At 39.3% G+C, this 26,896-nt stretch carries 25 protein-coding genes, 1 tRNA gene and 1 pseudogene; 12 read left to right on the top strand and 15 right to left on the bottom strand.

Features of this window, described 5'->3' with window-relative positions; genetic code table 11:
• Window positions 1-8: 8 nt before the first annotated feature.
• From MMG00_RS12460 to rpiA, 7 genes are all read right to left on the bottom strand, one after another.
• Window positions 9-701 carry a ComF family protein gene (locus MMG00_RS12460; protein WP_242148837.1) on the bottom strand — a complete coding sequence of 231 codons (693 nt, stop codon included), beginning with the start codon at window positions 699-701 and terminating at the stop codon, window positions 9-11.
• Between the two features lie 53 nt (window positions 702-754).
• Window positions 755-1,600 carry an endonuclease/exonuclease/phosphatase family protein gene (locus tag MMG00_RS12465; protein WP_242148839.1) on the bottom strand — a complete coding sequence of 282 codons (846 nt, stop codon included), beginning with the start codon at window positions 1,598-1,600 and terminating at the stop codon, window positions 755-757.
• Complete coding sequence (gene sbcB, locus MMG00_RS12470) at window positions 1,597-3,009, bottom strand: exodeoxyribonuclease I (protein WP_242148841.1); 1,413 nt, start codon at window positions 3,007-3,009, stop codon at window positions 1,597-1,599. Before sbcB ends, MMG00_RS12465 begins: the two co-directional genes overlap by 4 nt.
• 79 nt (window positions 3,010-3,088) lie before the next feature.
• Window positions 3,089-3,811 carry an LPS export ABC transporter ATP-binding protein gene (gene lptB, locus MMG00_RS12475; RefSeq protein WP_242148843.1) on the bottom strand — a complete coding sequence of 241 codons (723 nt, stop codon included), beginning with the start codon at window positions 3,809-3,811 and terminating at the stop codon, window positions 3,089-3,091.
• 2 nt (window positions 3,812-3,813) lie between these two features.
• On the bottom strand, window positions 3,814-4,332 hold the full coding sequence (gene lptA, locus MMG00_RS12480) for a lipopolysaccharide transport periplasmic protein LptA (protein ID WP_242148846.1): 519 nt from the start codon (window positions 4,330-4,332) through the stop codon (window positions 3,814-3,816).
• On the bottom strand, window positions 4,325-4,948 hold the full coding sequence (lptC, locus tag MMG00_RS12485) for an LPS export ABC transporter periplasmic protein LptC (protein ID WP_242148848.1): 624 nt from the start codon (window positions 4,946-4,948) through the stop codon (window positions 4,325-4,327). The genes lptA and lptC overlap by 8 nt, the downstream gene beginning before the upstream one ends.
• Before the next feature lie 18 nt (window positions 4,949-4,966).
• Window positions 4,967-5,632, bottom strand: coding sequence for a ribose-5-phosphate isomerase RpiA (gene rpiA / locus MMG00_RS12490; RefSeq protein ID WP_242148850.1), 666 nt, complete (start codon window positions 5,630-5,632; stop codon window positions 4,967-4,969).
• Window positions 5,633-5,776: 144 nt separating this feature from the next.
• Between rpiA and MMG00_RS12495 the strand changes: the two genes are divergently transcribed.
• The 7 genes from MMG00_RS12495 (at window position 5,777) to MMG00_RS12525 (ending at window position 11,457) form a co-directional block, all read left to right on the top strand.
• Complete coding sequence (locus MMG00_RS12495) at window positions 5,777-6,259, top strand: FKBP-type peptidyl-prolyl cis-trans isomerase (RefSeq protein ID WP_242148852.1); 483 nt, start codon at window positions 5,777-5,779, stop codon at window positions 6,257-6,259.
• Between the two features lie 24 nt (window positions 6,260-6,283).
• Window positions 6,284-7,075 (top strand): septum site-determining protein MinC, encoded by a 792-nt coding sequence (minC, locus tag MMG00_RS12500; RefSeq protein WP_255837015.1) that lies wholly within the window; start codon window positions 6,284-6,286, stop codon window positions 7,073-7,075.
• Between the two features lie 364 nt (window positions 7,076-7,439).
• Window positions 7,440-8,249, top strand: coding sequence for a septum site-determining protein MinD (gene minD, locus MMG00_RS12505; protein WP_242148857.1), 810 nt, complete (start codon window positions 7,440-7,442; stop codon window positions 8,247-8,249).
• 2 nt (window positions 8,250-8,251) lie between these two features.
• Entirely contained in the window at window positions 8,252-8,527 is a 276-nt protein-coding gene (minE, locus tag MMG00_RS12510; protein ID WP_242148859.1) for a cell division topological specificity factor MinE, read from the top strand.
• Window positions 8,528-8,661: 134 nt separating this feature from the next.
• Window positions 8,662-9,036: an RNA-binding S4 domain-containing protein gene (locus MMG00_RS12515; protein WP_242148861.1), complete on the top strand. Its 375-nt coding sequence runs from the start codon at window positions 8,662-8,664 to the stop codon at window positions 9,034-9,036.
• A 16-nt stretch (window positions 9,037-9,052) separates the two neighbouring features.
• Entirely contained in the window at window positions 9,053-10,456 is a 1,404-nt protein-coding gene (locus MMG00_RS12520) for an aspartate ammonia-lyase (protein WP_242148863.1), read from the top strand.
• A 20-nt stretch (window positions 10,457-10,476) separates the two neighbouring features.
• Complete coding sequence (locus MMG00_RS12525) at window positions 10,477-11,457, top strand: tyrosine recombinase XerC (protein WP_242148864.1); 981 nt, start codon at window positions 10,477-10,479, stop codon at window positions 11,455-11,457.
• A 3-nt stretch (window positions 11,458-11,460) separates the two neighbouring features.
• Here the strand turns inward: MMG00_RS12525 and MMG00_RS12530 are convergent, their stop codons facing one another.
• From MMG00_RS12530 to mrcB, 5 genes are all read right to left on the bottom strand, one after another.
• Window positions 11,461-12,135, bottom strand: a complete 675-nt coding sequence (locus tag MMG00_RS12530; RefSeq protein WP_242148867.1) for a hypothetical protein — start codon at window positions 12,133-12,135, stop codon at window positions 11,461-11,463.
• A gap of 474 nt (window positions 12,136-12,609) precedes the next feature.
• Window positions 12,610-13,191, bottom strand: coding sequence for a peroxiredoxin (locus tag MMG00_RS12535; RefSeq protein WP_242148869.1), 582 nt, complete (start codon window positions 13,189-13,191; stop codon window positions 12,610-12,612).
• Window positions 13,192-13,351: 160 nt separating this feature from the next.
• The gene (locus MMG00_RS12540) at window positions 13,352-16,537 is read right to left on the bottom strand and encodes an Rne/Rng family ribonuclease (RefSeq protein ID WP_242148871.1); all 3,186 of its coding nucleotides are present in this window, start codon (window positions 16,535-16,537) and stop codon (window positions 13,352-13,354) included.
• 207 nt (window positions 16,538-16,744) lie between these two features.
• Complete coding sequence (locus tag MMG00_RS12545) at window positions 16,745-17,443, bottom strand: tetratricopeptide repeat protein (protein ID WP_242148873.1); 699 nt, start codon at window positions 17,441-17,443, stop codon at window positions 16,745-16,747.
• 108 nt (window positions 17,444-17,551) lie between these two features.
• Window positions 17,552-19,906: a penicillin-binding protein 1B gene (mrcB, locus tag MMG00_RS12550; RefSeq protein ID WP_242148876.1), complete on the bottom strand. Its 2,355-nt coding sequence runs from the start codon at window positions 19,904-19,906 to the stop codon at window positions 17,552-17,554.
• A gap of 275 nt (window positions 19,907-20,181) precedes the next feature.
• Between mrcB and MMG00_RS12555 the strand changes: the two genes are divergently transcribed.
• The 4 genes from MMG00_RS12555 to MMG00_RS12570 all read left to right on the top strand — a co-directional run bounded on the left by MMG00_RS12555 (window position 20,182) and on the right by MMG00_RS12570 (window position 22,624).
• The gene (locus tag MMG00_RS12555; RefSeq protein WP_242148878.1) at window positions 20,182-21,015 is read left to right on the top strand and encodes a transporter associated domain-containing protein; all 834 of its coding nucleotides are present in this window, start codon (window positions 20,182-20,184) and stop codon (window positions 21,013-21,015) included.
• Window positions 21,016-21,058: 43 nt separating this feature from the next.
• Window positions 21,059-21,274, top strand: coding sequence for a hypothetical protein (locus tag MMG00_RS12560; protein WP_242148880.1), 216 nt, complete (start codon window positions 21,059-21,061; stop codon window positions 21,272-21,274).
• A 213-nt stretch (window positions 21,275-21,487) separates the two neighbouring features.
• Window positions 21,488-21,564: transfer RNA gene (locus MMG00_RS12565), tRNA-Asn, on the top strand.
• 109 nt (window positions 21,565-21,673) lie between these two features.
• A complete protein-coding gene (locus MMG00_RS12570; protein ID WP_242148882.1) occupies window positions 21,674-22,624 on the top strand; it encodes a TAXI family TRAP transporter solute-binding subunit in 951 nt (316 codons plus the stop codon).
• Window positions 22,625-22,631: 7 nt separating this feature from the next.
• Here MMG00_RS12570 and miaA read toward each other — a convergent pair whose 3' ends face one another.
• Window positions 22,632-23,573: a tRNA (adenosine(37)-N6)-dimethylallyltransferase MiaA gene (gene miaA / locus MMG00_RS12575; protein ID WP_242148883.1), complete on the bottom strand. Its 942-nt coding sequence runs from the start codon at window positions 23,571-23,573 to the stop codon at window positions 22,632-22,634.
• A 53-nt stretch (window positions 23,574-23,626) separates the two neighbouring features.
• On the opposite strand from miaA, the gene MMG00_RS12580 reads away from it, so the two are divergent.
• Window positions 23,627-24,595 carry a KamA family radical SAM protein gene (locus MMG00_RS12580; RefSeq protein ID WP_242148886.1) on the top strand — a complete coding sequence of 323 codons (969 nt, stop codon included), beginning with the start codon at window positions 23,627-23,629 and terminating at the stop codon, window positions 24,593-24,595.
• 82 nt (window positions 24,596-24,677) lie between these two features.
• On the opposite strand, the pseudogene MMG00_RS12585 reads toward MMG00_RS12580, so the two are convergent.
• Together MMG00_RS12585 and MMG00_RS12590 are read right to left on the bottom strand one after the other, a co-directional pair.
• Window positions 24,678-26,044: pseudogene (locus tag MMG00_RS12585) on the bottom strand (IS3 family transposase).
• Window positions 26,045-26,156: 112 nt separating this feature from the next.
• On the bottom strand, window positions 26,157-26,888 hold the full coding sequence (locus MMG00_RS12590; RefSeq protein WP_242148888.1) for an integrase core domain-containing protein: 732 nt from the start codon (window positions 26,886-26,888) through the stop codon (window positions 26,157-26,159).
• Between the last annotated feature and the right edge of the window lie 8 nt (window positions 26,889-26,896).

A 26,896-nucleotide genomic window follows, 5' to 3' on the forward strand; every position in this document is an offset into this window, starting at 1 on the left:
TTTTCAAACTACGATTGCGCAATAAATAACCCAAAGAGTTGTTTTGTTTGAGGATTGTTCAATTTATCAAGTGCCATTTCAAAAGAGCGGCCAGTCGTAATCACATCATCTATCAATAAGATAGACTCTAAAGGCGCTTTAGAATTGTGGCGATAATTGATTGAGAAATGATCTTGTAAATTATAGAGCCGCTCTTGCCTTGATAGCTCTACTTGTGGGATAGAGAAGGCCGATTTTAGTAGGTAGTTTGGATCATAAGGGAGTCCGCTAAGCTTTGAGAGATCTTGGGCAATCAGTGCTACAGGATTATAACCTCTTTTAGCGACCCGTAAACGGCCGCTAGGCATTGGAATGATCGTAGTTTTAGAAGGTAAGCTCTGAAAGAAAATCTTATGCTGTTGCCAGATAATTTGGCTGATGGTTGTGGCAAGATAGGGCTTTAAAGAAAACTTTAATTGTTGAATAATTTGTTTGATGGGTGCTTCATATTGGAAGGTAATATGGATATTTTGGAGTTTTGGGTAATGTTTTTTGCATAAATGACACAGAAACTGGCCGAGTGTATCGCAAAAGATACATTTTTTAGGGGGAGATTTTAAGAGAAAAAAGTATTTATTACAAAGATTATAATTAATATTTCTCTCTATTTTTAATTGGCAGACGGCGCAAAATCTTGGGATTAAATAATCGAGTATAATCATTAAAAAGCCTCTAATGATCTTTTAAGATATAAAATGTCTTGACAGTAAGACAATCAAAAATAAATTTCTACGGAGATTGGGTCGTGATCAGAGAATCGATAAGTTGATTTAAGGTTAGTATTAATATGATGGATTTGTGGATGATTAAAAGAGATCGCATCTGAGAGTAAAATATAATCAATGGCAACAGGGCAATTACGATGCTTTGTGGTATAGAGTCTAGCTTGATATTGAGACCAAATAGAGGTCATTTTATTGTCTAGGAGTAGCTTTAATGTATCGCTGTTAGGCGTATCATTAAAATCGCCCATAATCACGACAGGCATATCACTAGGTAATTGCTGACAATGCTCTTTAATTATTAAAGCTTGCTCGTTACGTTGTTTTTTTGCCAGTTTTTTCTCTTGGTTAGTGCGAGAGTTTTGTGATTTTAAGTGGCAATTTATGAGCGTCAGTTGCTTTTGTCCCTTTTCAATAATGATCACAAGAGGGTTGCGAGAAGGCCTAAATTGTAATGTTTCATCGCCAGTAAACGCCGGATCATTAGTGCCTATCTCATATTTTTGTAATAGTCGAATATGGGTGCGAATTAAAAAAGCAGGGCGAATATTAAAATCGTGAGCGCCGCCTGTGGAGTTTTTTAAAGGCGCAATATCGACATATTGATATGCCACCCCTGTTTTAGCGTAGAGCATTTCAATTAAGATTAAGGCAACCTCTGCGGTGGCAAAATTCTCTTTATTAACCGCTTCTGAACCTATTTCTTGCAAGGCAATAACATCTGGTAATGCGAGTTCGTGACTGAGGGCATGAATGAAATTATCGATTTTATGTAATGCAGAGTGCTCATTGAGATTTTGCAGATTGCACGAGGCAATATTTAAAGGGAGCTTTGTCACAGATACTCACTTTTAATGGATTCTAATAGGCTAATTTTATTAGAATCTTGAGCCTCAATCGCACTCTTTAGGAGTGTTTCATATTTTGGCTGATATTTGTGTTTATAATATTCTCGTTTCATCGAGAGATATCGTTTCCAATCCTCTTTTTCATCTTCAAAAAGCGTCTCGAAATAATTGCGTGCACGATAAATAAAGAGTAGCGGTAGCACTCTTGGGTCATGAAAGTAAAAATCATAATTTAAGAGTTCCTCACCATTCATTTTAGGAATAAGATCCATTTGCTGGCGATCACTACGTTCGAAAAAACCTTGATAAAGAAGTGATTCCACCGGTTCATTATGGGGATCTGACTCGTAGTTTCTAGGTGTTTGGTATATTTCAAAGATTTTTGAGAGAACGGCTTCCTTATGGCTGCTGAGTAATTCAAAGTTTTTACGACAATGTGCTTCGTCAATAGTATGGGTTGCCATTGTGGGTAATAATTTTGTGGTTGCTAAAATAGGGCATTTATTAAGGTGAATGCCTTTTAGCGGGATCCTCGCCTCCCCTTCAGGGAGATCCGCTGTTGGGGTATACATTTTTTCTCGAATTTTGGATGCGTTTAATGTGAGTATGCCTGAGATATCTCCCATTAAGTCAATGCTAATGAGCTCATTTTTATTATGAGGATTAAAGAGCATTGGCATAATCATGGAGAGGTTATTGCGCGCTTGTCCAAACATGCCGGAAATATGTAGCAAAGGGGTTAAGTTTTGGAGGTCAATAAGGTTATTAAGATCTCTTGCTCGGCGGTGTTTAAAGTAGTACTCAAAGAGTTTAGGCTGTTTTTGTTGAATTAGCTTCGCCATAGCAATTGTGGCGTACACATCACTTAGGGCGTCATGGGCTTTTTCATGCTCGAGTTGATTGACTTTAGCGAGATTCTCAAGCTTGAGGTTCACAATTCCATCTTCATCACTTGGCCAATGAATACCTTCAGGGCGAAAGGCATGCGTTGCTCTGACGACATCTAGTAAATCCCAGCGAGAGTTACCATTTTGCCAATGATGGGCATAAGGGTCTAAAAAGTTACGATAAAAGAGGTAGCGAATCATTTCATCATCAAAACGAATGCTGTTATATCCCAAGATGCAGGTATTTGGGGTAGAGAATTCTTCATGAATTCTTGCTGCAAATTCTGCTTCAGGCACCCCTTTTTCTAAAGCCTCTTGCGGTGTTATTCCGGTAATAAGGATTGATTCAGGATCAGGAATATAGTCTTTAGGCGGCTGGCAATAAATATTGATAGGGTCTCCTACAATATTAAAGTTAGCATCGGTTCGAATACCAGCAAATTGCGCAATGCGATCTTCTTTTGGATTGAGACCAAAAGTTTCAAGGTCATAGAAAAAGAAGGTCGAATTCATAAGTAGTGTCCTTTATCGATTAAAGTGAGCAATCTTAGAGAGATCTCGTTTATTGCTCAGGTTGATCTTAGAGATTGATCTATAGTGAGAAATTTTCACCAAGATATACGCGGCGAACATCTTCATGGTTGAGAAGCAGTTCTGTATCACCTTCTGCAATCACGGTACCGGCGCTTAATATATAGGATCTTTCACAGATTGAGAGGGTTTCACGGATATTATGATCGGTGATTAAAATGCCGATACCGCGTTCAGAGAGCTCCACAATGATCGATTGAATATCCGCTACAGAAAGAGGGTCAACTCCTGCAAATGGCTCATCAAGGAGGAGAAATTTAGGATTTAAAGCTAAACTTCTCGCAATTTCCACGCGGCGTCTCTCTCCGCCAGAAAGAGAGATCCCCAAAGAGTCGGCAATATGGGTAATTTTAAAGTCTTCTAGCAGCTGATCTGCTAACTCTTCTTGGGCATCTTTGCTCAGGTCTTGACGGGTTTGGCAAATCGCTAAGATATTATCTCGGCTACTCATTTTTCGAAAAATAGAAGCCTCTTGGGGAAGGTAGCCAATACCCAGTTTTGCTCTTTCGTGCATTGGGCTTTGCGTGATATCTCTATTTTCTAGGAAGACTTCCCCTTCATCGGGGGTGATTAAGCCAACGGTCATATAGAAACTTGTTGTTTTTCCGGCACCATTAGGGCCAAGTAGTCCCACAATCTCCCCTTGATTGACATGAAAAGAGGCACCGTTAACGACCGTTCGATTTTTAAAGCGCTTAATAAGATTTTGAGTCGTCAGACGCATAATTACTCTCTTCCTTCCATTTGGATCGTAAAATGAACTCGATTTTTGCTACTTCTTTCAGCATTAATTTTTCGAGTATCGAGATTGTAGGTAATTTTATTTGCTGAAACAGAATCATTACTCTGTTTAATTTTTGCATTATTTTCAAGCGCTAACATCTGCTGTTGAGGATAGAAGCTAAGAGAGCCTCCTTCACCAAAGACCCAGCCTTCATTAGCTTGTGGTAGATCTTTAATCTTTACAGGATTGCCGGTGGCAATAATATATTCAAGCTCCCCATCTTTTAACTGAAAGATCGCTTCATCGGCCGTGATTTGAAGATTACCTTGTGTTAAAACAACATTGCCTCGATAGATGCCGGTTGGGGTTCCACCGCTAAATTCAGACCAATCGGCATTGATATCAAGCGGTAATTTTCGATCTTCAGGTAGTGCTGCTGCAATATTAATGCTTCCCCCAATAAGAATGAGAGAAACGCTTTTTATAAGTAATGACGTTAAAGAAAGCAAAGGTCTATTCATGGGAAGATTCCTGGTTAGTCATGAAGGTGGAGTGAACATCACGAAGAATGGTAAATTGCTCTTTATCAGGGAAGCCCTCAACCCCCACTCCTGAAATAGTGCGAGAAGGGGAGGCGATTTTCACAAAGATATCTGAGGTGATCTTATCGCCACGATCATGAATATAGAGGCGATCTGTTGTTAAGGTCACGGTATTTTGTGGGTTTTCTTCATTAGGTTTTTGTAAGACCACATCTTTAAGAAGAGTGACAAGATTTTTATCTTGTGAAATGGTTGCTGTGAGGCTTTCTGCTTGCCAATCAATAACTGGCGTACTTTTTTCATCGGCATCACTCTTAAGCAATGAGGGCTGTACATAATGGAGGATTTTAGGGTTTGTTAACTCACTTCCCCTCTCATTATCGTAATGCACAAGATAATCTCCTTCAAGAGAGTACTCTATATCTCCCGCTTGGTTATAGCGAATAATCTCATATTCGCTTAATTCAATTTGGGGATCTGTTGAGACGATCTCAGGGAACTCTCGGCTATCACGATAAATAATCCAAGAAAAATAAACGAGTACCCCTGCAATAAAGAGAAGTAGAAAGCGTTTAAAAATCTCAGATATATTCATAGGGATATTTCCAATAGTCTATTTTTTTGTGATGGTACGAATATTCAGGGCTTGATCTGCCATTAAGAGGACATCTGCGCCGCGTGCTGCAAAAAGACCGTTTGTCACAACCCCCGTAATCTGATTAATAGAGGCTTCAAGTTGAATAGGGCTTGTGATTTTTAAGCCTTCTACATCGACAATGAGGTTATGGTTATCGGTAATAAACCCTTCTCGAATTTTCGCTTTTGCCCCCATCTGTTCCATTTTTCGAATGACAAAATGAGCCGCCATAGGAATGACTTCAATCGGAAGAGGGAAAGCACCTAAAGTTTCCACAAGTTTTGACTCATCGGCAATACAGACAAATTGCTCGGCATGGGCAGCAACAATTTTTTCACGTGTTAAAGCGCCACCACCGCCTTTAATCATGGCCAGATGATGATTGATCTCATCAGCACCATCGATATAGGTATCAATCACCGTAATATCTTTTAGATCAACGACAGGGATTCCCAAAGCTTCTACCTGTTTTGAGGTGCGCTCTGAGCTTGATGCAATCCCTTTTATTTTAAAAGGAAGCGTTGGCAGGAGCGCGATTAGGCAGTCAACTGTTGACCCTGTTCCTAGACCTAAAATCTTATCTTCAGGGATATATTTTAATGCTGCTTTAGCAACGGCTTCTTTTTGTTGTTGTGCGTTCATATTTAGTTACAATTTTGTGAGTGAATCGAGAAAAGATGTTGCGCGTGCTCAAATTATGAGGATTTAATCATTTATCTAGCGCTGAGATTAATGTATAGTGTTAAGCCATAATTATACTCGTAAAATTGATAAAGGGAACATTCAATGACAGTAGCAAAAGATAAAGTAGTTGGCGTTATTTACACATTAACAGACGATCAAGGTAATGTGGTTGACACTAACAAAGGCCAAGAAGCATTAGAATTTATCCAAGGTCATGGAATGATGATCCCAGGATTTGAAAAAGCATTAGAAGGTGCAATAGAAGGCCAAACGCTTGCATTTAGCGTATCTCCAGCAGAAGGTTATGGTGAGTCAAATGAAGATTTCATCATCGAAGTACCACGTAGCGCATTCCCAGAAGATGAAGAAGTGCAAGTGGGCTGGCAGGTAACTGGTACAACACCAGATGGCCAAATGCAGGCATTTAGAGTACTTGAAGTTTCTGATGAAAAGATCAAATTAGATGCAAACCATCCTTTAGCTGGTCAAAATTTAAACTTTGAAGTTGAAGTTGTAGCATTACGTGATGCAACAGAGCAAGAGCTTTCACACGGTCATGTTCATGCTGATGGTCACGATCATTAATTAATAACGATTATTTAGTGACATATGACACAGAATAAAATATTTCAAATTAAGGGAGAACTGTCAGCGATGATGGTTCTTTATCTTAAGGGGATAGATTTAAAAGTATTAGAGGATGATTTATCAATACAAGTTGATAAATCCCCTCAGCTTTTTAAAGGTGTTCCTTTTATCGTGGATCTTTCGGCAATTGAGGCAGGTAATAATCTTGACCTTAACTGGCTTAAAAATCTTTTAACATCACGAGATTTGATTCCTGTTGGATTGCGTAATGTGAATGCCGATTTAGAAGGGAAAGCAAAAGCGGCCGGTTGGGCGATTTTAGCGGATACCGGGATGAAATCTAAAGCTCATCACGCTAAAGAATCCGCCATTGTTGAAGAAGCGCCAATCATGGAAGCTACTAAAACAACGGTTGCTAAAGCTGAGCTTGTTGAGGCTGAGTCTGTATTAACGCAAGATGAAGCGCCCGTGGCAATGCCGGTAGAAACTACAATGCATGTCCAACAGATTCGCTCAGGACAACAATTGTCAGTGGTGAGTGGTGATTTAGTGGTTGTTAACTCTGTTAATGAAGGTGCTGAACTTTTAGTCGATGGCAATATCCATATTTATGGTGCCTTGCGTGGTCGAGCATTAGCAGGCATTCATGGGAATCGAGCGGCGAGAATTTTTTGCCAATCTCTAGAAGCAGAGTTGGTCTCCATCGCCGGCTTTTACAAGATGGAAGAAGATATTCCCGAAAGACTTCGTGGAAAGATGGTGCAGATCTACCTTGAAGCGGATGAAATCAAGATTGAAGCTTTAATTAAGTAATTTTGCATAGTTTTATTTGAATAATTGTGTAAATCATTATATTAATGAAGTTTAAGTAACGTTTTATACTATAATAAAGCGTTTCATTGTCAGGATAGATAATAGATTCATTAACGTTAAGGTTTATCGTTTCGTTAAAAGAGATTAGATCGTTGACTCCTTGCGGATAAGCGATTAGTTATAGCGCGATTTATCTTATTTAATAATGAAGATTGTTTATAATGATAAAGAGAGTCATTGGATATTGATAAATTAGTGGAAAATGATTATGAGATAGTCAAATTCATTAATTTAAAAAGACAATAAGATGTTTAACCATTGATGATTTTAAGCATCAATGCAGTTTATTATTTGGGGGCGACGAGTGGCAAGAATCGTAGTTGTGACATCTGGAAAAGGTGGCGTAGGAAAAACAACGACTAGTGCGAGCATAGCGGCAGGGCTCGCAAAAAATGGTCATAAAACAGCCGTGATTGACTTTGATGTGGGGCTTCGTAACTTAGATCTTATTATGGGTTGTGAGCGTCGTGTTGTATATGACTTTGTCAATGTTGTGAATGATGAAGCAACATTAGCACAAACCTTAATTAAAGATCGTCGCCTTGAAAATCTCTATATTCTCCCTGCATCACAAACTCGTGATAAAGATGCTTTAACGAAAGAGGGTGTTGAGAAAGTGATGCAAGAGCTCGATAAGCTGGGCTTTGAGTTTATTATTTGTGACTCTCCTGCAGGAATTGAGAAGGGGGCGCAGCTTGCAATGTATTTTGCAGATGATGCGATCATCACGACAAATCCAGAAGTCTCTTCTGTAAGGGACTCAGACCGTATTTTAGGGATTCTTGCAAGCAAGACTAAAAAGGCGGAAGAGGGTAAAGAGGTTAATCAGCATTTAGTGATTAATCGCTATAATCCTAGTCGTGCGGAGAGTGGAGAGATGCTCTCTGTTACAGATATTTTAGATATTTTAGGGATTCCTTTAGTGGGAGTTGTGCCTGAGTCTTCAGCGGTACTTCAATGTTCTAACTCAGGTGAGCCTGTGATTATGAATGAAGAGTCTGATGCGGGGCAAGCATTTAATGATATTGTGGAGAGATTCCTTGGTAAAGATCTCCCTCACCGTTTTATTGAAGCGCCTAAGAAAGGATTCTTTGGACGTATGTTTGGAGGCTAGAGATGTTTAAACTGTTATTTGGTAAACGCCAGAAATCAAATACGGCATCGATTGCTAAAGAGCGTTTGCAGATTATCGTTGCACATGAGCGTGTAAAGAATATGGAAGGTAATCCTGACTTTATGCAAGACCTTCAAAGAGATATCTTGGAAGTTGTGAAGCGTTATCTACCGGTAGATTCAGAGCAGATTAATATCGCAATGGATCGAGAGGGTGATTGTGATGTTTTAGAGCTCAATATTGTCTTATCTGATGATGAGCCAAGCAAGGAATCGTAAAAGATAATGATTCTCTCTCAAGATGCCAAAATAGATAGTTAAAAGATGATAGCCGTATTTATACGGCTATTTTTATGTTAAAGCTTGCAATTTTTTTTTCGATCTAATATAACAAAATAGAGTGAGGAGTGCTTATGCGTTTAGATAAGTGGTTATGGGCAGCCCGATTTTATAAAACACGTCGTCTTGCTACAGATGAGGTGAATAAAGGGCGCGTGAAAGTCAACGGTGTTGAAGCAAAGCCTGCTAGAAACCTGGTTGTAGGTGATTTAGTGACGATTCGTAAGTTGCAAATTGTCTACGAGGTTGAAGTGTGCTTGCTCATCGAGCAGAGAGGTCCTGCATCTGTGGCGATGACGATGTACCAAGAAACACAAGAGAGTATAGAAAGAAGAGAACACGAACGTGAAATCCGACGATTATCCCCTCAGCCCCACTCAGAAAATGTTACAAGTCGGGATAAGAAGCGTTTAAGAGACGTAAAACAAGGAAAATATTTTAATTCGTAAAGTGGAGAACAAGAAAATGGGTTACCGGTTAGAAGTTGATTTGTTAGGGGAATTATCAGTGCCAAGCGATGCTTACTACGGCATTCACACCCAAAGAGCAATCAATAACTTCACCATTTCAACCCAAAAGAACCGAGATAATCCACAATTTATTTATGGTTTAGCAGCCGTTAAAAAAGCCGCAGTTAAAGCGAATATGGATTTAGGTACGATCAAGCCTGAAGTAGGGAATGCAATCATTACAGCTTGTGATCTCTTGTTAAAGGATGATACATACTATATTCATTTTCCAATTGATGCATTTCAAGGGGGCGCTGGAACTTCACTTAACATGAATGTGAATGAAGTGATCGCAAACCTTGCGCTTGAGAGTTTAGGTTATGAGAAAGGGCGTTACGATATTATCAACCCCAATGATCATGTCAATGAATCTCAATCGACTAATGATGCTTATCCAACAGGGATGAGAGTGGCTTTTTACCAAGTTTCTGAAGCCTTAATTGAAGCAGCTGATTATCTATATCAAGGGTTGAAACAGAAAGAGCAAGAATTTGCAGATGTTTTAAAGATGGGCAGAACCCAGCTACAAGACGCAGTTCCAATGACGTTAGGAATGGAGTTTGGGGCTTTTGCTTTTCAAATTAAAACAGGCATTGATTACCTAAAAATGGCTCGAAAGACGCTACTTGCAACCAATCTAGGTGGAACAGCGATTGGTACAGGTATTAATACCCCTAAAGGTTATCCAGAAATTGCGGCAAAGTATCTCTCTGAGATTACAGGTTTTGAATTTGTGCCTTCAGAAAACTTAATTGCTGCGACATCAGATTTAGCAGATTTCGTTTATTTCCATAGTGCATTGAAAGGTTTAGCCGTAAAGCTATCAAAGCTATCTAATGACCTTCGTCTGCTCTCATCAGGACCTCGTACAGGCTTAAAAGAGATTAACCTTCCTGAGTTGCAGGCAGGAAGCTCGATTATGCCGGCAAAAGTTAACCCTGTATTGCCAGAGGCTGTTAACAATGCATGTTTTAAAGTGTTTGGAAATGATACAGCTGTTTTAACGGCGGCAGAGGCAGGGCAATTGCAATTAAATGCAATGGAGCCTGTGGTGGCGCAATCAACATTTGAATCAATGATGCTTTTAACAAATGCCTGCCGCTCATTGCAAGATCGTTGTATCTCTGGAATTACGGCAAATGAATCATATTGTCTTAACTATATCCTTAATTCAATTGGGATTATTACTTACCTTAACCCAATTATTGGTCATGGTGAGGGAGACATTGTGGGACGTATTTGTGCTAAAACAGGAAAGAGCGTTCGAGATGTTATTTTAGAGCGTGGCTTAATGGAAGCAGATAAGTTTGATGAGATGTTCTCGATTGAGCATTTACGTAGAACCTTAGGTCTACAGTAGGAATTAAAGAGATCTTATTAATGATAGAACTACAATCGCCTCTGGTAACAGAGGCGAATCTATTTTTAGAGACTTATAGTCTAACATTTGAGGCGCATAGCGTTCGTGTGAAACAAACTGCATTAACACAACTTATTCAATACTTAATGCAGCAACAAATAGATGATTGGGCGTTGTGTGATGATAAGGTGCTTCGAGGTTATATTATCTTTCGGGCTAAAAAGCCCATGGATAGTGGCAAGCGAAAACTCAATAGCGCTAGTATTGAAACGCAACTCGCCTCTATTCGCATTTTTTATCAATTTTTATTCGAAAAAGCGCTCATTACTTACAATTATGCACGGTTAATTTCTCCCCCAAAAAAAGAGCGCCGCCTACCTAAAGTTGTTGAGGCAGATCTTTTAAATCAGATTTTAGATCGTCCGCCAGAAAATGATCTAGAAGTAAGAGACTTGGCAGTTTTAGAGCTGCTTTATTCAAGTGGGCTTCGTTTAGCTGAGATTGCTGCGTTAAAAATTCCTCATATCAACTTTCAAGAGCAGATGTTAAGAGTGATCGATGGTAAAGGAGGAAAGGATCGTGTTGTACCGATGGGGGATAAAGCGCTGCAAGCCCTTCAAAAATGGCTTACAGTAAGAGAGATGTGGTTACAGGCTGATAATGGTTTAGATGATCACTTATCGCTCTTTATCTCCAAAAAAGGCGATGCCTTGTCAGATCGGCAAATTAGTCGCCGGGTTAAAGCTTATGCGGAGAAAAGTGGCGTGAATATTAATTTGCATCCCCATCTACTTCGGCATTCAATGGCAACGCATGTGCTTGAATCAAGTCAAGATATTCGTTTAGTGCAAGAGTTGTTAGGTCATGCAGATATTGCAACAACTCAAGTTTATACACACTTAAATTTTAATCATTTAGCAAAGGTATTTGATGCAGCGCACCCTCGGGCGAAGCGATCACGTTTAAGTAAAAAACGAAAAGAGGAAGATTCAAAGTCGTAAGTTTTAGTGTTCATGCAAGGCGGTCTCTTTGACAGTTGCTGTTAATATCTGTTGCACACCTTCATCTGATAATAAAATAGATATTTCAAAATCTTGCTCATGAAAATAGCTCGTAAACAACTCTCGAAGATCGCAGCTTGATTGTGCATCCCAAACCTCTATTTCTAAATTGGCTTGAAATATTAGTGAAAAATCAGATACTGCCTCATTATTGATATCATCTGTTTTTCCTGTTAACGAAATTTGGAAAAGACCATTAGATAGATGCGTAAAACCGGCTTTTAAGGCGGTTATATAATCACCGCTAGGGTGGATTTGTTGTGTGGTGATAACGCCTATGATATCAGAGGTGGTAGTTAGCATCGGGTGGGGGGTGAGTGCCCAGTTTTGTTCATAATCGATGATAATCGCTTGCAGTGATCTGAAGTCCTTCTGTTTAATGTCGGAGAGGGGGATTTGTAAGTGCTCGATAAAAAGCGCAATAGTATCAATATAATCTGTATTACCTATATCAGGATCCTGATAGCTGACTAACTGCTTTTCACTAATAGCCACTATTTCTATAGTCGCTCTTTGGGAATGTCGATCAGATATTTGTAATTTAAAACTTTGCTGATGGAGTTTTAAATCATAAGATTTACCATGATAGGTTACTTGAAATTGTGTTTTATTGATCATGGCTTAGTAGGCTTTTTTAGTTAGGGTAGCTTCTTAGCTTAGCATGTTTGAGTGATATGCTATGTGAGATATATCGTGAGAGTCAATTTGATTTAAGAAGTACTATCTTAAAAGGGGAGCAGTACTAGGTGTGTATCAAATACGCTTGCACGATACTGGATAGAACCGTTTTTTCATTTCCCGTAATCGATGGTACCGGCAATCTAGTTCAGTCTGTTTTGAGCCTATAGCTATTCCGCATTAAATTCCGATACGAGCCGAAAAGGCTTAAAACTGCTGGCACGTAATTTCAAAAAATATGCAAGCATTCGACCCAGCTACTCATCAACCTATTTTAGAAGGATGACTAACTAATAAATTTTGACTTCTGATTTTATTTGGAAATCACTATATTTCGCTATAGGTTAATAAAAAAGCCTTTTGGATTTCTCCAAAAGGCTTTGATGTTTTTACCCGTTTTAATTCAAAGAAGAATTAAAGTGTTGCGCCACCTACTGGGCGGTTACATGGGCATAATTCGTCAGTTTGAAGCGCATCAAGGATACGTAAAACTTCAGGAACGTTACGGCCAACGCTGTCTGGGTTTACAGATACGTGTTGGATAATGTTATGTGGGTCAACGATGAATGTTGCACGTAAGCAAACGCCTGATTCAACATCACGAACACCAAGCATGTCTACTAATTCACCTGCTGGGTCAGCAAATGAGTAGTGGCCTAATTTATCCAAATCTGGATGGTCACGTCTCCATGCTAATTTACAGAATTCGTTGTCTGTTGAACCGCCCATAAGAACAGCATCACGGTCTTCAAATTCTTTCGCAATTTTGTCAAACTCAACGATTTCAGTTGGGCAAACAAATGTGAAATCTTTTGGATAGAAGTAAATGATTTTCCATTTACCTTCGAATGATTTCTCAGTGATTGTTTCAAATGCTGAAACGCCGTTTTCTTCAGGAAGGTTAAAACCTGGTTTTGCTGCAACAACTTCAAACGCGTCTAAAGTATCACCAACAGTTTTAGGGATACGGTAAGTAAAGTCTGTATCAAAAGTCATTGAAAACTCCTTAGTTTACAAAGTGATTCGGAAATTGTTTGAGCGGGGTTTAACTCCCGTTCTCTTGACAATATCTATAATAGGAGCTTTCTCTCGATAATTCAATGAAAAGGCTTATTGAATTATCGAAAGGCTCTTATAGATATTCTTAATCAGAAAATTACTGTTGAGGAGTGCTGTTTTTTACAGGTTCTTCGGCATTTTCTGGTGCAGCTTTAGTCACATTTTCTGTATTTTCTACTATGGCTTCACCTTTAGCAGTCGCTTGAGGCGCTGTTACCTGCTCTGAAGTTGTATCTACTTTGACGCTTTTAGATTCATGAGTCTCAACGTGAATTGATTCTGTTTGAACCGATTTTGTATCATTAGATTTCGCTTCAGTAACCTTAGCTTCTACAGCTTCGTGAGCGATGTTAATTTCCGTATTTTCTTTAACCTCAACTGCTTTGTCAGAAATCTCTTCTACCTCTGCTAAAGCTTCTTTTTCAGCTGGTTGGATAACAGAATCAGGAATCATTGCATTGATATCTAGCTCTGTTGTGGTTTCACTATTAGCTTCTGAAATTGCTTCGCTCTTCGCAGTTTCAGCTTTAGTTGGGGCTTCTTTTGCTTGTGCCGTAGGCTCCTCTGATCCTGAAACATTTACCGCCTCTTTTGTTGGGATGTTTTTTTCTGTTTCAGTATGATCACTCACGACTTTTTTCTCAGTTGTCGTTTGAGTATTTTCATTGGTTTCAGCGGCTACTCTTGGGCGTCTTTCGCGAGGTTTTCTTGGTTCGCGTGGCGTGCGAGGCTTCTCATTTTTAGGTGTTTCTACCTGGCTTTCTGAAGTATTTGCATCGCTATCTGAAGTTTGGGCGTTATTAACTGCTTGATCTTCGGTAACTTCAGCTTTTGCAACACGAGGGCGGCCTTTGCGAATAGTTCTTTCGCGGGTCTCTTCACCGACTTTGACTTCGATAATCTCTTCGCCTTTATCATTGGTTACAACCGGTGTTTCAACCTTGCGATTATTGCGGCGATTACGTTGTTGGCGCGGCGCTCTCTCTTCTGTTTCAATTACTTCACTATTTTTTGAGGTTTCCTCTTCTACAGCTGGGTTATTGTCTTGGGATTTGCGAGCATTACGATTTCTTTCACGTTGCTGTTCGCGTTGATCTTGGTTTTCACCTTGATTTTCACGATCATTGCCGCGGTTACGACGATCATTTTGACGTTGGTTATCACGTTGATGATTATCGCGAGTTTCACGTTCTTGGGTCACCTCTTTGCCTTTTTGCTCACGAGCTTGAGAATCTTGTCCATTTTCTTGGGCTTGATTGGCATTTTGGCGTTGATTGCGGCGCTGATTTTGATTATTTCTTTCATCACGGTTTTGGTTATTATTGCGACGATTATGACGTTGCTGACCTTGTTGCTCCGTTTGAGATCCATTTTCTTGATTAAATGCCGCATTACTATCAACTTCACGCTCGATAGTCTCAATAGTATTGCGACTAGGATGATTGTGACGTTGATTACGTTGACGCTGATTATTATTGCGAGGACGTTGGTTTTGGCTGTTTTTAGAACGATTGTTATTACGGCGCTGATCTTTTGATGAGCGTTTTTTATCTTTTTGCTTCTCGTTATTATCGGACGCGTTATTGCCCAATAAGTTTTTGAAGAAGGTGATGAGTGAAGTAAAAATACCTTCTGATTTTTCAGCTTCTTTGACCTCTACCTTTTCAGCCGTTTTAGGTGGCGGAGCGATAGGAGAAATTCCTGATACAGCCGGTTTTTCCATTAGCTTTTTATTCTGAATGACAGCTTGGTTACGAATATCATCAATAGTTAGTTCTTCTTTGATGATATGGTTTTCACTATCTAAACCCGTCTCTTCATCATTGACACGATAACGAGTGATATGGAAATGCGGGGTTTCAAAGTTTGAATCAGGAATGACAATCACGCGAACTTTAAGGCGAGTTTCAATATCTTCCACATCTGAGCGTTTTTCATTAAGAAGATAGACAGCCACATTAACAGGTACTTGAATCACTAATTCTGAAGTACGCTCTTTTAAGCACTCTTCTTCAATAATGCGTAAAATGCCAAGTGCGAGTGATTTTGTATCACGAATTGTTCCTTGACCTTCGCATCGAGGACAAACAATATGCGAGGTTTCATCAAGAGAAGGGCGAAGACGCTGACGTGACATCTCAAGAAGACCAAATCGAGAGATCTGTCCCACTTGAATACGAGCACGGTCTGATGCTAGGGCGTCATGAAGTGCACCTTCTACTTTACGTTGGTTTTTGCTATCGAGCATGTCGATAAAGTCGATTACGATGAGGCCACCAAGGTCTCTTAATTTTAGTTGGCGTGCAATCTCTTCAGCGGCTTCAATATTTGTATTAAGCGCTGTATCTTCAATATCCGCCCCTTTTGTTGAGCGGCCTGAGTTAATATCAATTGAGACTAATGCTTCTGTATGGTCAAATACAAGCGCCCCGCCAGAGGGTAATCTGACGTTACGCTCATAAGCTGTTTGAATTTGTGACTCTACTTGGAAACGTGTAAAGAGCGGGATTTGATCATCATAGAGTTTAATCTTATCGCCAATTTGCGGCATGATGTTATTAATGAATACTTCCGCTTCTTTAAAGACCGTTTCATCATCAATAAGAATTTCGCCAATATCACTACGATAATAATCACGAAGTGCCCGAATAATGATATTGCTCTCTTGGAAGATTAAGAGCGGCGCTGGGCGTTTACCGGCATCAATAATGGCTTCCCAAAGCATGATGAGATAGTCAAGATCCCACTGGAGCTCTTCTGCCGTGCGGCCCATCCCTGCGGTGCGAACAATAAGTCCCATCTCATCTGGAACCGTTAATGCCGCCATCGCATCACGTATTTCAGCACGGTTTTTGCCGGAGATACGGCGGGAAACTCCACCTGCTCTTGGGTTATTTGGCATTAAAACGAGATAACGGCCAGCAAGAGAGATAAAGGTTGTTAAAGCTGCACCCTTATTGCCACGCTCTTCACGTTCAACTTGGATAATGAGCTCTAAGCCCTCTTCTAGTTGGTCTTTAATCGCGATTGAGTGATCACCACTATTTTTGAAATACTCTCTAGAGATCTCTTTAAATGGTAAGAACCCGTGACGCTCTGAACCATAATCAACAAAGCAAGCTTCGAGAGATGGTTCAATACGGGTAATTTTCCCTTTATAAATATTCGCTTTTTTCTGTTTAGTTGCGACATTTTCAATGTCTAAATCATATAAATGTTGTCCATCGACAAGGGCAACTCGCATTTCTTCTTGCTGAGTTGCGTTAATTAGCATCCGCTTCATTGTTTCTCCGATAGAGAAATAGAGATATTAAAAGCGATAGGCTCTTATATGTGTAGTCGTTAAGAGTCGTATCTGAAGATCTCTATTGCTCAAAAGTTATTATTTATTATTTACAAATGCAGATGAAGCCCAAGAGACAATTGTCCGGTGGGCTAGATCAAGCTTACGTTTTAAATTAATTAAAATTATTAAATTATCATACGCGATCTAGTTGCCAGCTGATCGGGCGCTCTGTGCCGCGGTGATAATTTGACGGTTTCGCTTAATGAGATCTTCGTTTTTCGTAAAGCTAATAGATTTATTGGCCATTTGTTCTGCAGCGGCATAATTCTTCTGGTGAAGACGAATTTGTGCTAAATCGTACCAAATACTCGCATTTCTAGGCTCTAAGCGCACTGCTCTTTCAAGAGAGCTAGCAGCTTTATCTAGGCGATTTTCTTGTACGGCTTTGCGGGCGTCATCAAGAAGAACTTTGACTGCATTTCCGCCACTAGGTGCCGGAGGGGGAGTTTGCGTTCCAGTTGCTGCTTGAGTAGGAGGAGTTGCTGTCGCTACGTCATATCCTCGGGGTGCTGGTGAATGATTATTCACAGCCGCAGGAGTGTGTGCTTGCTGTGCATTATTATTCACCGCAGGCCATTGCTCATTTGCCGAGTTTGTAGGGAAGACAGGGTTTCCACCTGGATTTTGTTGGGGTTGATTTCCCAAAAATCCTACCTCATTACTTTGAGGTGCTTGAACAGGAGGGGTATCTTGTAACGCATAAGCTTTTGTAGCACCTTCATTAGAAAATGAAGGATGATATGGTTGGCCATCTACAGGGCGAACACGAGCACCTTGTGGCGCAGTGCTAGCACATGCAGTTAATACTAAAAGGCTTATTAAAAAAATGGTATTTCTTTTCACGAAAATATCCTTAAACAAATTCTGTTGCATGATGATTAGTTATGCATAAATAGAAGCTCTAATTTATCATAGATTAATGGAGTAATACAGTAGGAGTTATTACTCATGCTATTCAAAAATAAAGCCTCCTGAGTCTGGGGTTGCTGGCAAGTAATAACATTCACTTGTATAGCTAGGTTGATACCCTCTAATAAAGGGTAGGGTACGAATCTTTGTATCGGCACATTTCTCTCTTGGTGGAAGCAGCCCTGTAGAGAGATCTACAGCAACATCAATAATATCGCCTGGCTTTTCTAACGAGATACTCTCAAGATGTAGGTTTTTCATTGCATTTGCCCAAATTGGGAGCGCTCCGCGAGTACCTGTTAATCGGTTAATAGGTTTGTTGTCATCACGACCAACCCAAGTAACGGCGGTGTAGTTGCCGGTAAATCCAGCAAACCAGCTATCGCGATAGTCATTGGTTGTTCCTGTTTTCGCAGCCATACGAATGTTACCTACGCTATGGCGAACAGAACCAGCGGTTCCTTGGTTCACAACATCGATCATCGCTTGAGTAATGAGATAGTTTGGCGCAGGTTCTACCGCTTGAATAGGATCAACTTCTGCTTGTGCTAAAAGATTGCTATTGCTGTCAGTTACTTCTCTAATAGCTCTTAAGGGTGTGTAATAACCGGCATTTGCAATCGTTGAGTAGATTTGGGCAACTTCTAATGGTGGTAAATCTACAGATCCTAAAAGGGATGCAGGAACTGCCGGCAAGTTATATTGCACAGGGTTTACGCCAAGACGGTAAAGTGTGTCGATCACATTTTCTAAACCAATATCCATCCCTACTCTAATCACCGGTAGGTTATATGATTTAGCAAGGGCAGTAATTAGTGGTACCCAGCCGTGAAGGCGTCTATCGTAGTTATTGGGCTCCCATTTTTTGCCGCCAATAGATAAACTGACCTTTTGCGCATCATCTAAAGGCGTTGCCAGTGAGTAGCGGCTCGGCTCTTCTAAGGCTCTTAAATAGATAAAAGGTTTTACTAAAGATCCGATAGGACGATTGGTATTGAGCGCACGATTAAATCCTGCCATACGAACGTTTCTATCACCCACAATAGCGGCGATTTCACCGGTATTATTCTTGGCGATAACAATCGCACCCTGGAGAATTGGTTCGCGCATTCCACGATCTTTCTCAATTTGTGCTAGTGATTCCATCACTGATTTCTCTGCATAATCTTGTGCGATCGGGTCTAGCGTTGTAAAGATGCGTAGCCCCCCAGAGTTTAGTTGATCTGCACTATATTGCGTTCTAAGTTGCTTATGAACAAGTTCAATAAATGCTGGGAATTTTGTATTCGCTGGTGGTGGGTTTTCTAAAATACGAAGTGGCTCTGCTTTAACGAGCGCTGCATCTTCAGCGCCTAATAGATTTTGTTCAACTAACACATCGATAATTAGATTACGGCGTTTAATCGCAATTTCAGGATTACGGCGTGGATTGTAGCGGCTTGGGCTTGGAATGACGGCAACAAGTGTTGCAATTTCACCAATAGAGAGCTCGTTGACAGGTTTTCCAAAGAAGAACTCAGATGCTAAACCAAAACCGTGAATCGCACGATCACCATCTTGTGAAAGATAGATTTCATTGACGTATGCTTCAAGAATTTCATCTTTTTCAAAACGCCAATCTAAAACGATGGAGTAAAACATCTCTTGGATTTTACGTTTAATCGTTTTATCAGGAGTTAAGAAGTAGTTCTTAGTGAGTTGCTGCGTTAAGGTTGATCCTCCTTGAACGTTACCACCGGCTCTAAAGTTGGTAATAATTGCTCGTATAATCCCCTTGGGATTGATTCCAAAGTGTTGATAGTAAGCACGATCTTCCATTGCTAATAATGTATCTATCAGCATGGGGGGAATCTCTTCTCGTTTTAGAAGGATTCTATCTTCATTATGTGAAGGATAGATCGATGCGATTAAGAGCGGCTCAATACGTGTTAAAGAGATCTCTTCATCAGAACTTAGATCTTTGATGTTCGTAATTTTATTTTTGTTAAAACTAATTCTAAAAGTCTTAGGTGTTTCTATACCATCGCTATAGGTAAATGGTCTTGTATGCACGCCAATAGTATTATTGGTCGTGTCATGATAGTAAGTTCCAGGTTGAGATAGCGATTTAGAGGGGCGATAGATAATCCACTCTAATTCTTGAACCATATCTTTAGGTTTTAAATCTTGACCTACAAATAACTCAAGAGGTCTTGCGTAAACTCTAGCAGGAAGCGACCATTGACGATTGGTAAATTCAGGGGTGACTTCTTGGTCTGCTTTAATAATAAAGTAACCAAAGATCGGCAATGTAATGAGCGCAACAATCACAATCACTGAGATTACAAGTCGCATTAAGTATGCGATCGCGCGATTGACTCGTTCACCTGTGGTGAGATGTTTCTTTTTTTCTTTCATAGGGATAGATACAACCAGCTGAAAAGTGAAGAGTGGTAGAAGCTATGATAAAAATCAATTTTTTCTACGCTCTTATATGTTAGGAGAAACCTTAAATTTTCGTTGTCAGACATTAATATTCTGATGCAAGATCGCATTATATAAGATAGTTACCTCAATGAAAAATATAGTTTCCATTGCTTTCAGTTGTAGCATTTTTAAAAAGATCGGGTTAATCTAGAGCAATAAATGAGCCTATCACAGTATATTGATCCATTAGAGGTAATATTAAAGCAATGGCTGAAGAAGGAAGTAGGAAAGGCGAGTCTTGGTTGCAACGACTAGGATTCGATAAAAATAGAGATATAAGTGTTGAGAGATTAATTCAAGATTGTGAAGCAGCAAGGGTTGAAGGATTAATCAGTGATGATGCGGCAGAAATGGTTCGGGCAATTATTGCCGGATCTGACCAAATTGTCAGAGATATCATGGTCCCTCGTGCAAAGATGATTACAATTGCGATTGATGATCAGCCAGAAGAGATTCTAAAACGAATCATTGAGTCTGGGCATTCACGTTTCCCTGTGTTATCTGAAAATCATGAAGAGATTATGGGCGTTTTATTATCAAAAGATTTGCTGCCTTATGTGGGGGCAAAGACGTTAGATATTAAATCATTGATCCGCCCAGTAGAGTATGTGCCTGAAGGGAAGTTTGTGACAGCGCTGATTAATGATTTTCGAAATAAACGCACACATCTTGCATTAGTAGTTGATGAGTATGGTTCTGTCTCAGGGCTTATTACGATTGAAGATCTATTAGAGCAGATTGTTGGCGATATAGATGATGAGCATGATCGTGCGGAAGAACCAAAAGAGCTGGTAAAAGTGGTGGGCGAAAATCTTTTTGTGATTAATGCCTTAATTCCCTTAGAGGAGTTTAATACCTATTTTAAACGAGATTTTGATGAAGAAGATGTGGAGACTTTAAGTGGTCTGATCATGAAAAATGCCGGTAGTTTACCTGCAGAAAATGATGTGGTAGAGATTGAGGATATGTGCTTTAAGATTCTTCCCTTTACCGGTAATTACATCAATAGCGTTGAATTATCATTTAAAGAGGTCGCTTAAATTAAGCGATTATAAAGTATTAATTAGGATTAAAAAAATGGGTATGTCAGAGTCATTGAAGCCATTTCACATATTGCAGCATGATATGGGAAAGTCATCTTTTTTCTTTATGGCAGATGCTTTTTATAATGAGCCTGTGATGGATCTATTAGCTAAAAAGTGTGGCATTGAGAAAGATGACTTTAATGGTTATGCTTGGAAACGTATTGTAGAAAGTTTTGTAACTCAGGAGCTTCCGGCAGAGATAGATAAGCTATAATTTGATCCAGAGGCGGAGATGTTCTCAATGATTGCGGAAGATCGTGCGCTTTTAATAAATATCGCGCGTCACTTTCGGGAATTTCTACAAGATGATTTGCGTATTAAGGCGCTTTTTTCAAAAGCGTAATTCGTATTATTGGTTAAAAGTTTATCAAATGGTGATATCAGTTTGACAGATCTATAATCTTCGCTTAATATAGCAATCCTTAATTCCTCGATAGCTCAGTTGGTAGTAGCACTTGACTGTTAATCAAGGGGTCCCTGGTTCGAGCCCAGGTCGAGGAGCCAAATTAAGAAGCCTGAATCTCACAAAGATTCGGGCTTTTTGTTTTTAAGGTTCTTGTTTGAAGTCTTGAGGGATCGATAGCTGTAGATAAATATCGAATTTAGGTAGTTTATGAAAAAATATCTCCAATTGCTCTGTTTCACCGCTCTATTCGTCATGCTATTACCGGTATTTGCGAATGATAAACGTGAGATTAAGATATTAAGGCAGACACCATCGGCATTAGATCGGGCGATTAGTGATCATCTATGCGTAAGCTATGAAGTGATTCACCCTTATCATCGCTGTAAAGAAGCCTATTTTGAACCAGGAAAGCTCACTCGAAAAGAGCGTGCAGAGTATGATTTTATTATTACCTCCGAGCAATTTTTTAATGAAAAACTGAAACGAGATTTTCAATTAGTGCTGCCGTTATACCATCAAGCATTTACGGTGGTAACACGAGGGATTGATGAAGTTAGTCTTTTTAAACCGGGGATGAAATATGGCGTTTTACAACAAAAAGCGCAGGAAAATGTGCTCTCGGAAGTATTGAAAGCCATGAGTGTGGATGAGCGAAAATTATCGGTAGAGCATCTAGAATCTCAGGATTTAGTCGATCGTTTTTGTAGTTTTGATTTGAATGTTGCGTTTGTTATTGGTGCACATCCTAATAAGATTGTCCGCCAATTAAATACGCTCTGTGATGGTGAGCCTATTTCTATTGTGCAAGAACTTCCTAAAAACTTTTTCCAAAGGCATCGTTATTTTTATCAAACCCATGTTCCTAAAGAGCTCTATTGGCGTCTACCTAACGATATTGAAACATTGAGTGTCCGTTATCTATTAGCGGTGAATAAATCGATGGATGAAGCAGATCTAGATGAGTTAATGGATAGTTTTATTAATGAGCTTGAATATAATAGTAGTTTGCCAATCACAGAGGCTTCAATTTTATTAAATTACAATAATCTTCAAACGCCTTTACATGAAGTGGGTGATGAATTAATGGAAGAATTGCAAGAAGAACAGGCATCAAAGCAAGCTGATTTAGAAGAGAAACAAAATGAAGGTATGTTATAAGCTGATGTCATGATTGTTTTGCTAAAAAATCATTGACTGTAGAAAGAACATTTTGGGCATAACTAGGTGCTCCGACATCAAAAGTTGTGAGATTCTCCTCGCGGCGTAACCAAGTTCTTTGTCTTTTGGCGTATTGTCTAGTTGCAATAATTGCAAGCTCTATGGCTTCTTCTAATGTGGTTTCTTCTTCAAGATAGTTCCAGATTTGACGATACCCTACGGCGCGCATTGATGGATAATCAAGGTTCAGCTCAGGATAGTGTTTCCGTAGATTAAATACTTCTTCAACTAGCCCTGATTTGATCATACTTTGATAGCGATTGGCGATCTGTGTATTGCGTTTTTTCTCATTGTTATTAGCAAGTGCAAGTTTGATAAAAGGATAATCTAAGCCTGATTTTTTAGGTAGAGACCAAAAGTAGGTTAGTGGCTGTCCTGTTTCATGAAAAACACTTAATGCGCGTAATACACGTTGAGAATCATTAGGATTGAGTCGTGCGCCGCTTTCAGGGTCCACTGTGAGGAGTTCTTGATGAAGTGAAGCAGAGCCTTCCTTTATTAAGCGTTCATTTAAGGTTGCTAAGACAGGCTCACTAACAGAAGGGATTGGGGAAATACCCTCGAGTAAAGATTGGAAATAGAGGAATGTTCCACCGACAAGGAGTGGTGTTTTACCGGCATCAAAGCTCTCCTTTATTGCAAGAGTTGCATCTCTTCTAAATTCTGCTGTAGAGTATCGCTCTGTTGGTTCGCAGATGTTAATTAGTTTGTGAGGGTATTTTGCTAATGTTTCGCTATCGGGTTTGGCGGTGCCAAGATCCATGTGGCGATAAATCATCGCAGAATCAACGGAGATAATTTGGACAGGAAGCTCATCTGCTATGCGCATTGCCATTTCAGTTTTTCCGGTGGCAGTTGGGCCCATTAAACAAATTACTCTCTTATTCATGTAAAATCCCTTATGATGACGACACAAATTTTATTAAAAGGTAGTATAACGCAATGAGCCGATATTGGACGAGTCTCGAGGATCTTTATTCTGAAAATTTATTAACCGAAAGTTCAGAGATTGAAACGGTTGCTAGAGAATTTCAAATTAAAGTCAGTCCAACAATGCAAGCGCAGATGGCAGACTCTAAGGGGGGTGATTATGATGCTTTAGTGCGTCAGTTTGTTCCATCTAAAGAAGAAGCGAATATCCTACCAAGTGAATTAGATGATCCTATTGGTGATCGCCGTTTCTCGCCGGCTCCTGGAGTTGTACATCGTTATGAGGATCGTGCACTTTTAAAGATTACTCAGCTTTGCGAGGTTTATTGCCGATTTTGTTTTCGTAAAGAGATGATCGGGCAAAAAGGGGAAACGTTATCAAAACCAGATCTGGCTTTAGCCATGGAGTATTTCAGGGCCCATAAAGAGCTATGGGAAGTCATTTTGACGGGTGGAGATCCGCTTGTACTTTCTGCGAGGCGCTTGGCAGAGGCTTTAGATGCGCTTGTAGAAATCGATCATATAAAAAGTATTCGAATTCATACGAGAATCCCTGTGATTTCGCCAGAGAAAATCACAGATGAATTATTAAATCTTTTAGAGAGTATAGTAGATCGCGGTAAAGCATTAACAATTGTATTGCATGCCAATCATGCATCTGAATTCTCTTTATCTGCGCGAAAAGCATTATTAGCGCTTCGTAAGCGTGGTGTATTATTGATCTCTCAATCAGTGCTATTAAAGGGAGTGAATGATTCTTTGCCGGTATTAACCGATCTCATGCGAACGTTAATTGAAAATGGCGTGAAACCTTATTATCTGCATCAAATGGATTTAGCGCGGGGGACAAGTCATTTTGTGGTAGAAAATGAGCGAGGGATTGCGCTTGTCAATGCGCTTCGGGAATCTGTTTCCGGCATTTGTGTCCCTCGTTTGATTATAGAAATTCCTGAAGGGGAAGGTAAGCGCGTTTTAGCCTAGGTTATTCTAGATTATTTATTCTAGCTTATAGATAAAAAACCACTCATTATGAAGTGACCCCATAAAGTTGGACAGTTTAAAATTATAAAGACAAGGACTGAGTTCGATATTCTATTGGGCTTAGTCCTTTTAATTTAAGATTAATTCGTTTGTGATTGTAATAATCAATATATTTGTGTAGCTCTGTTTGAAGATGATCTACTGATTCAAACCGTTGTGTGTAAAAAAATTCTGATTTTAATATCCCAAAAAAGTTCTCTATGACAGCATTATCATAGCAATTACCTTTACGGGACATACTCTGTTTAATATTGTTTTTCTTTAGGTTTTGTTGATACTGAGCTATTTGATATTGCCAACCTTGATCTGAATGAAGGATCAGCTTTTCTCGACCTCTCTTACTACTTTGTAAGTATATTAAGGCTTTCTCCAACATCCGTTCGACTAATTCATATTTTGGTCTTTTTGTAATTTCATAACTAATAACTTCTTGATTATAGAGATCTAGAATCGGAGATAAATAGAGTTTCTCCCCATTGACTTTGAACTCTGTAACATCTGTTACCCATTTTTGGTTAGGCTTGCTTGCTGTAAATTGACGTTGTAAAAGATTCTTAGCAACTCTTCCAATCTGGCCTTTATAAGAACGATATTTCTTTGGACGAATCAAAGATTTTAGGTTCAACTGTTTCATTAGCCTCTGGACTTTCTTATGGTTAATGATGAACTCTCGCCTTAGTATTGCTGTAATTCTGCGATAGCCATAACGCCCCTTGTTCTCATGATAAATTGACAATATTTTCGCTTTAAGATCACTTTCCGGATCAGCAGAGAAGAGTGACTTTCGATGATAATAATAACTACTTCTCGCAAGATGGGTCACTTTAAGTAGGAGTGTTAAAGGATGCTTCTCTTTTAACTCCTCGATTGTTTCAGTTTGAGCCTTCGCTGTTCCTCCCTCTCTTCCAACTCTTGATACTTTTTTAAGACATCATTCTCCGCGCGGAGATAGAGAAGCTCAGCGGTTAATGCATCAATCAGCTTTTCCTGCTCTGTTCTATTATCTGGCTTTTTGGGACGTTTCATTATATTAGGTCGACCTTTCTGGCGTGGTTTAAGCGAATCTAAACCACCCATTTTAAAGAGAGATTTCCATTCTAATATAGAAGTAAATGCAGGAATATTAAAATATGCAGCAGTCTCTCGGATAGAAAGGTTATTTAATGTCATGTAAGTTACAACATGTAGCTTAAATTCAGCCGTATAGTTAAGTTTAGAAGTTCTGGGTTTTATACCTTCAGCTCCATGATACTGATAAGCTTTCACCCACTTACGGACAGTTGTGCATTCTACATTAAAGTAGCGAGCAGTCGCTTGATAACCATGATTATCAAGATAAAACTGAATTACTTGTAATTTAAAATCAAAAGAATATTTAGTGTTAGAAATCGACGGGTTGTTTACACTTCAGTGTTAAAATAATTTTCTAAAACTTCATAAGGCGTTAAACCATTAATACCCTTATGAGGTTTTACTGTGTTGTAATAGTTCAAAAATCGTTTTAGCTTTTTTTCCGATCATCTGAACTGATAAACTCTTCCTGATTATGCCACATTTCCATGAGTGTTCGAATGACTCTTTCTGCTTTTCCATTCGTTTGAGGGCAAGCTGGCTTTGTAAACTTTTGATTAATCTTATGTGTTAGACACATTTCGACAAAGGCATGTTCTGATGTACCTTTATACTCACGACCATTATCCGAATAAGTGCATTCTACAGTATAGGGACACTGTTCTAACAGATCCCATCGAAGAAATTCAGCAGCACTAAACTGTGATTTATCAGGATAAATACCGGCATAAAGTTCTCTTGAAAAATCATCAATTCCTACAAATAAATACTCTCTAGTGCGATTTTTAAGATCTCCTTTTAAAAGAGGGAGCCGTTTAGTATCCACATGGACCATCTCGCCAGGATAGTTTTTGTTATAACGTTTAGCCCTCTTTTTAAGTTTCTCTTCAATAGATTTTTCAATCTTTGCAAGACGTTTAATGCCATACTTAATTGTTCTATAACGTTCATTTTTACTAGCTAATGGCACAAACAAGTTCAATCTACCTTGTTTTAGTACTTTATAGATCGTAGGTCTGCTTACCATAAAACGCTCAGCTAGATAGGTTACGGTAAATTTTTCTTGATGATGTAATCGCCAAATCTCTTCTCGATGAAACGGCGTTAATTTTGTTTTTCGATGGATATTCATAACAGTATTTTCTCCTAATACTGTAAACAACGCGATAA

This window comes from Ignatzschineria rhizosphaerae (assembly GCF_022655595.1).
Taxonomy (GTDB): domain Bacteria; phylum Pseudomonadota; class Gammaproteobacteria; order Cardiobacteriales; family Wohlfahrtiimonadaceae; genus Ignatzschineria; species Ignatzschineria rhizosphaerae.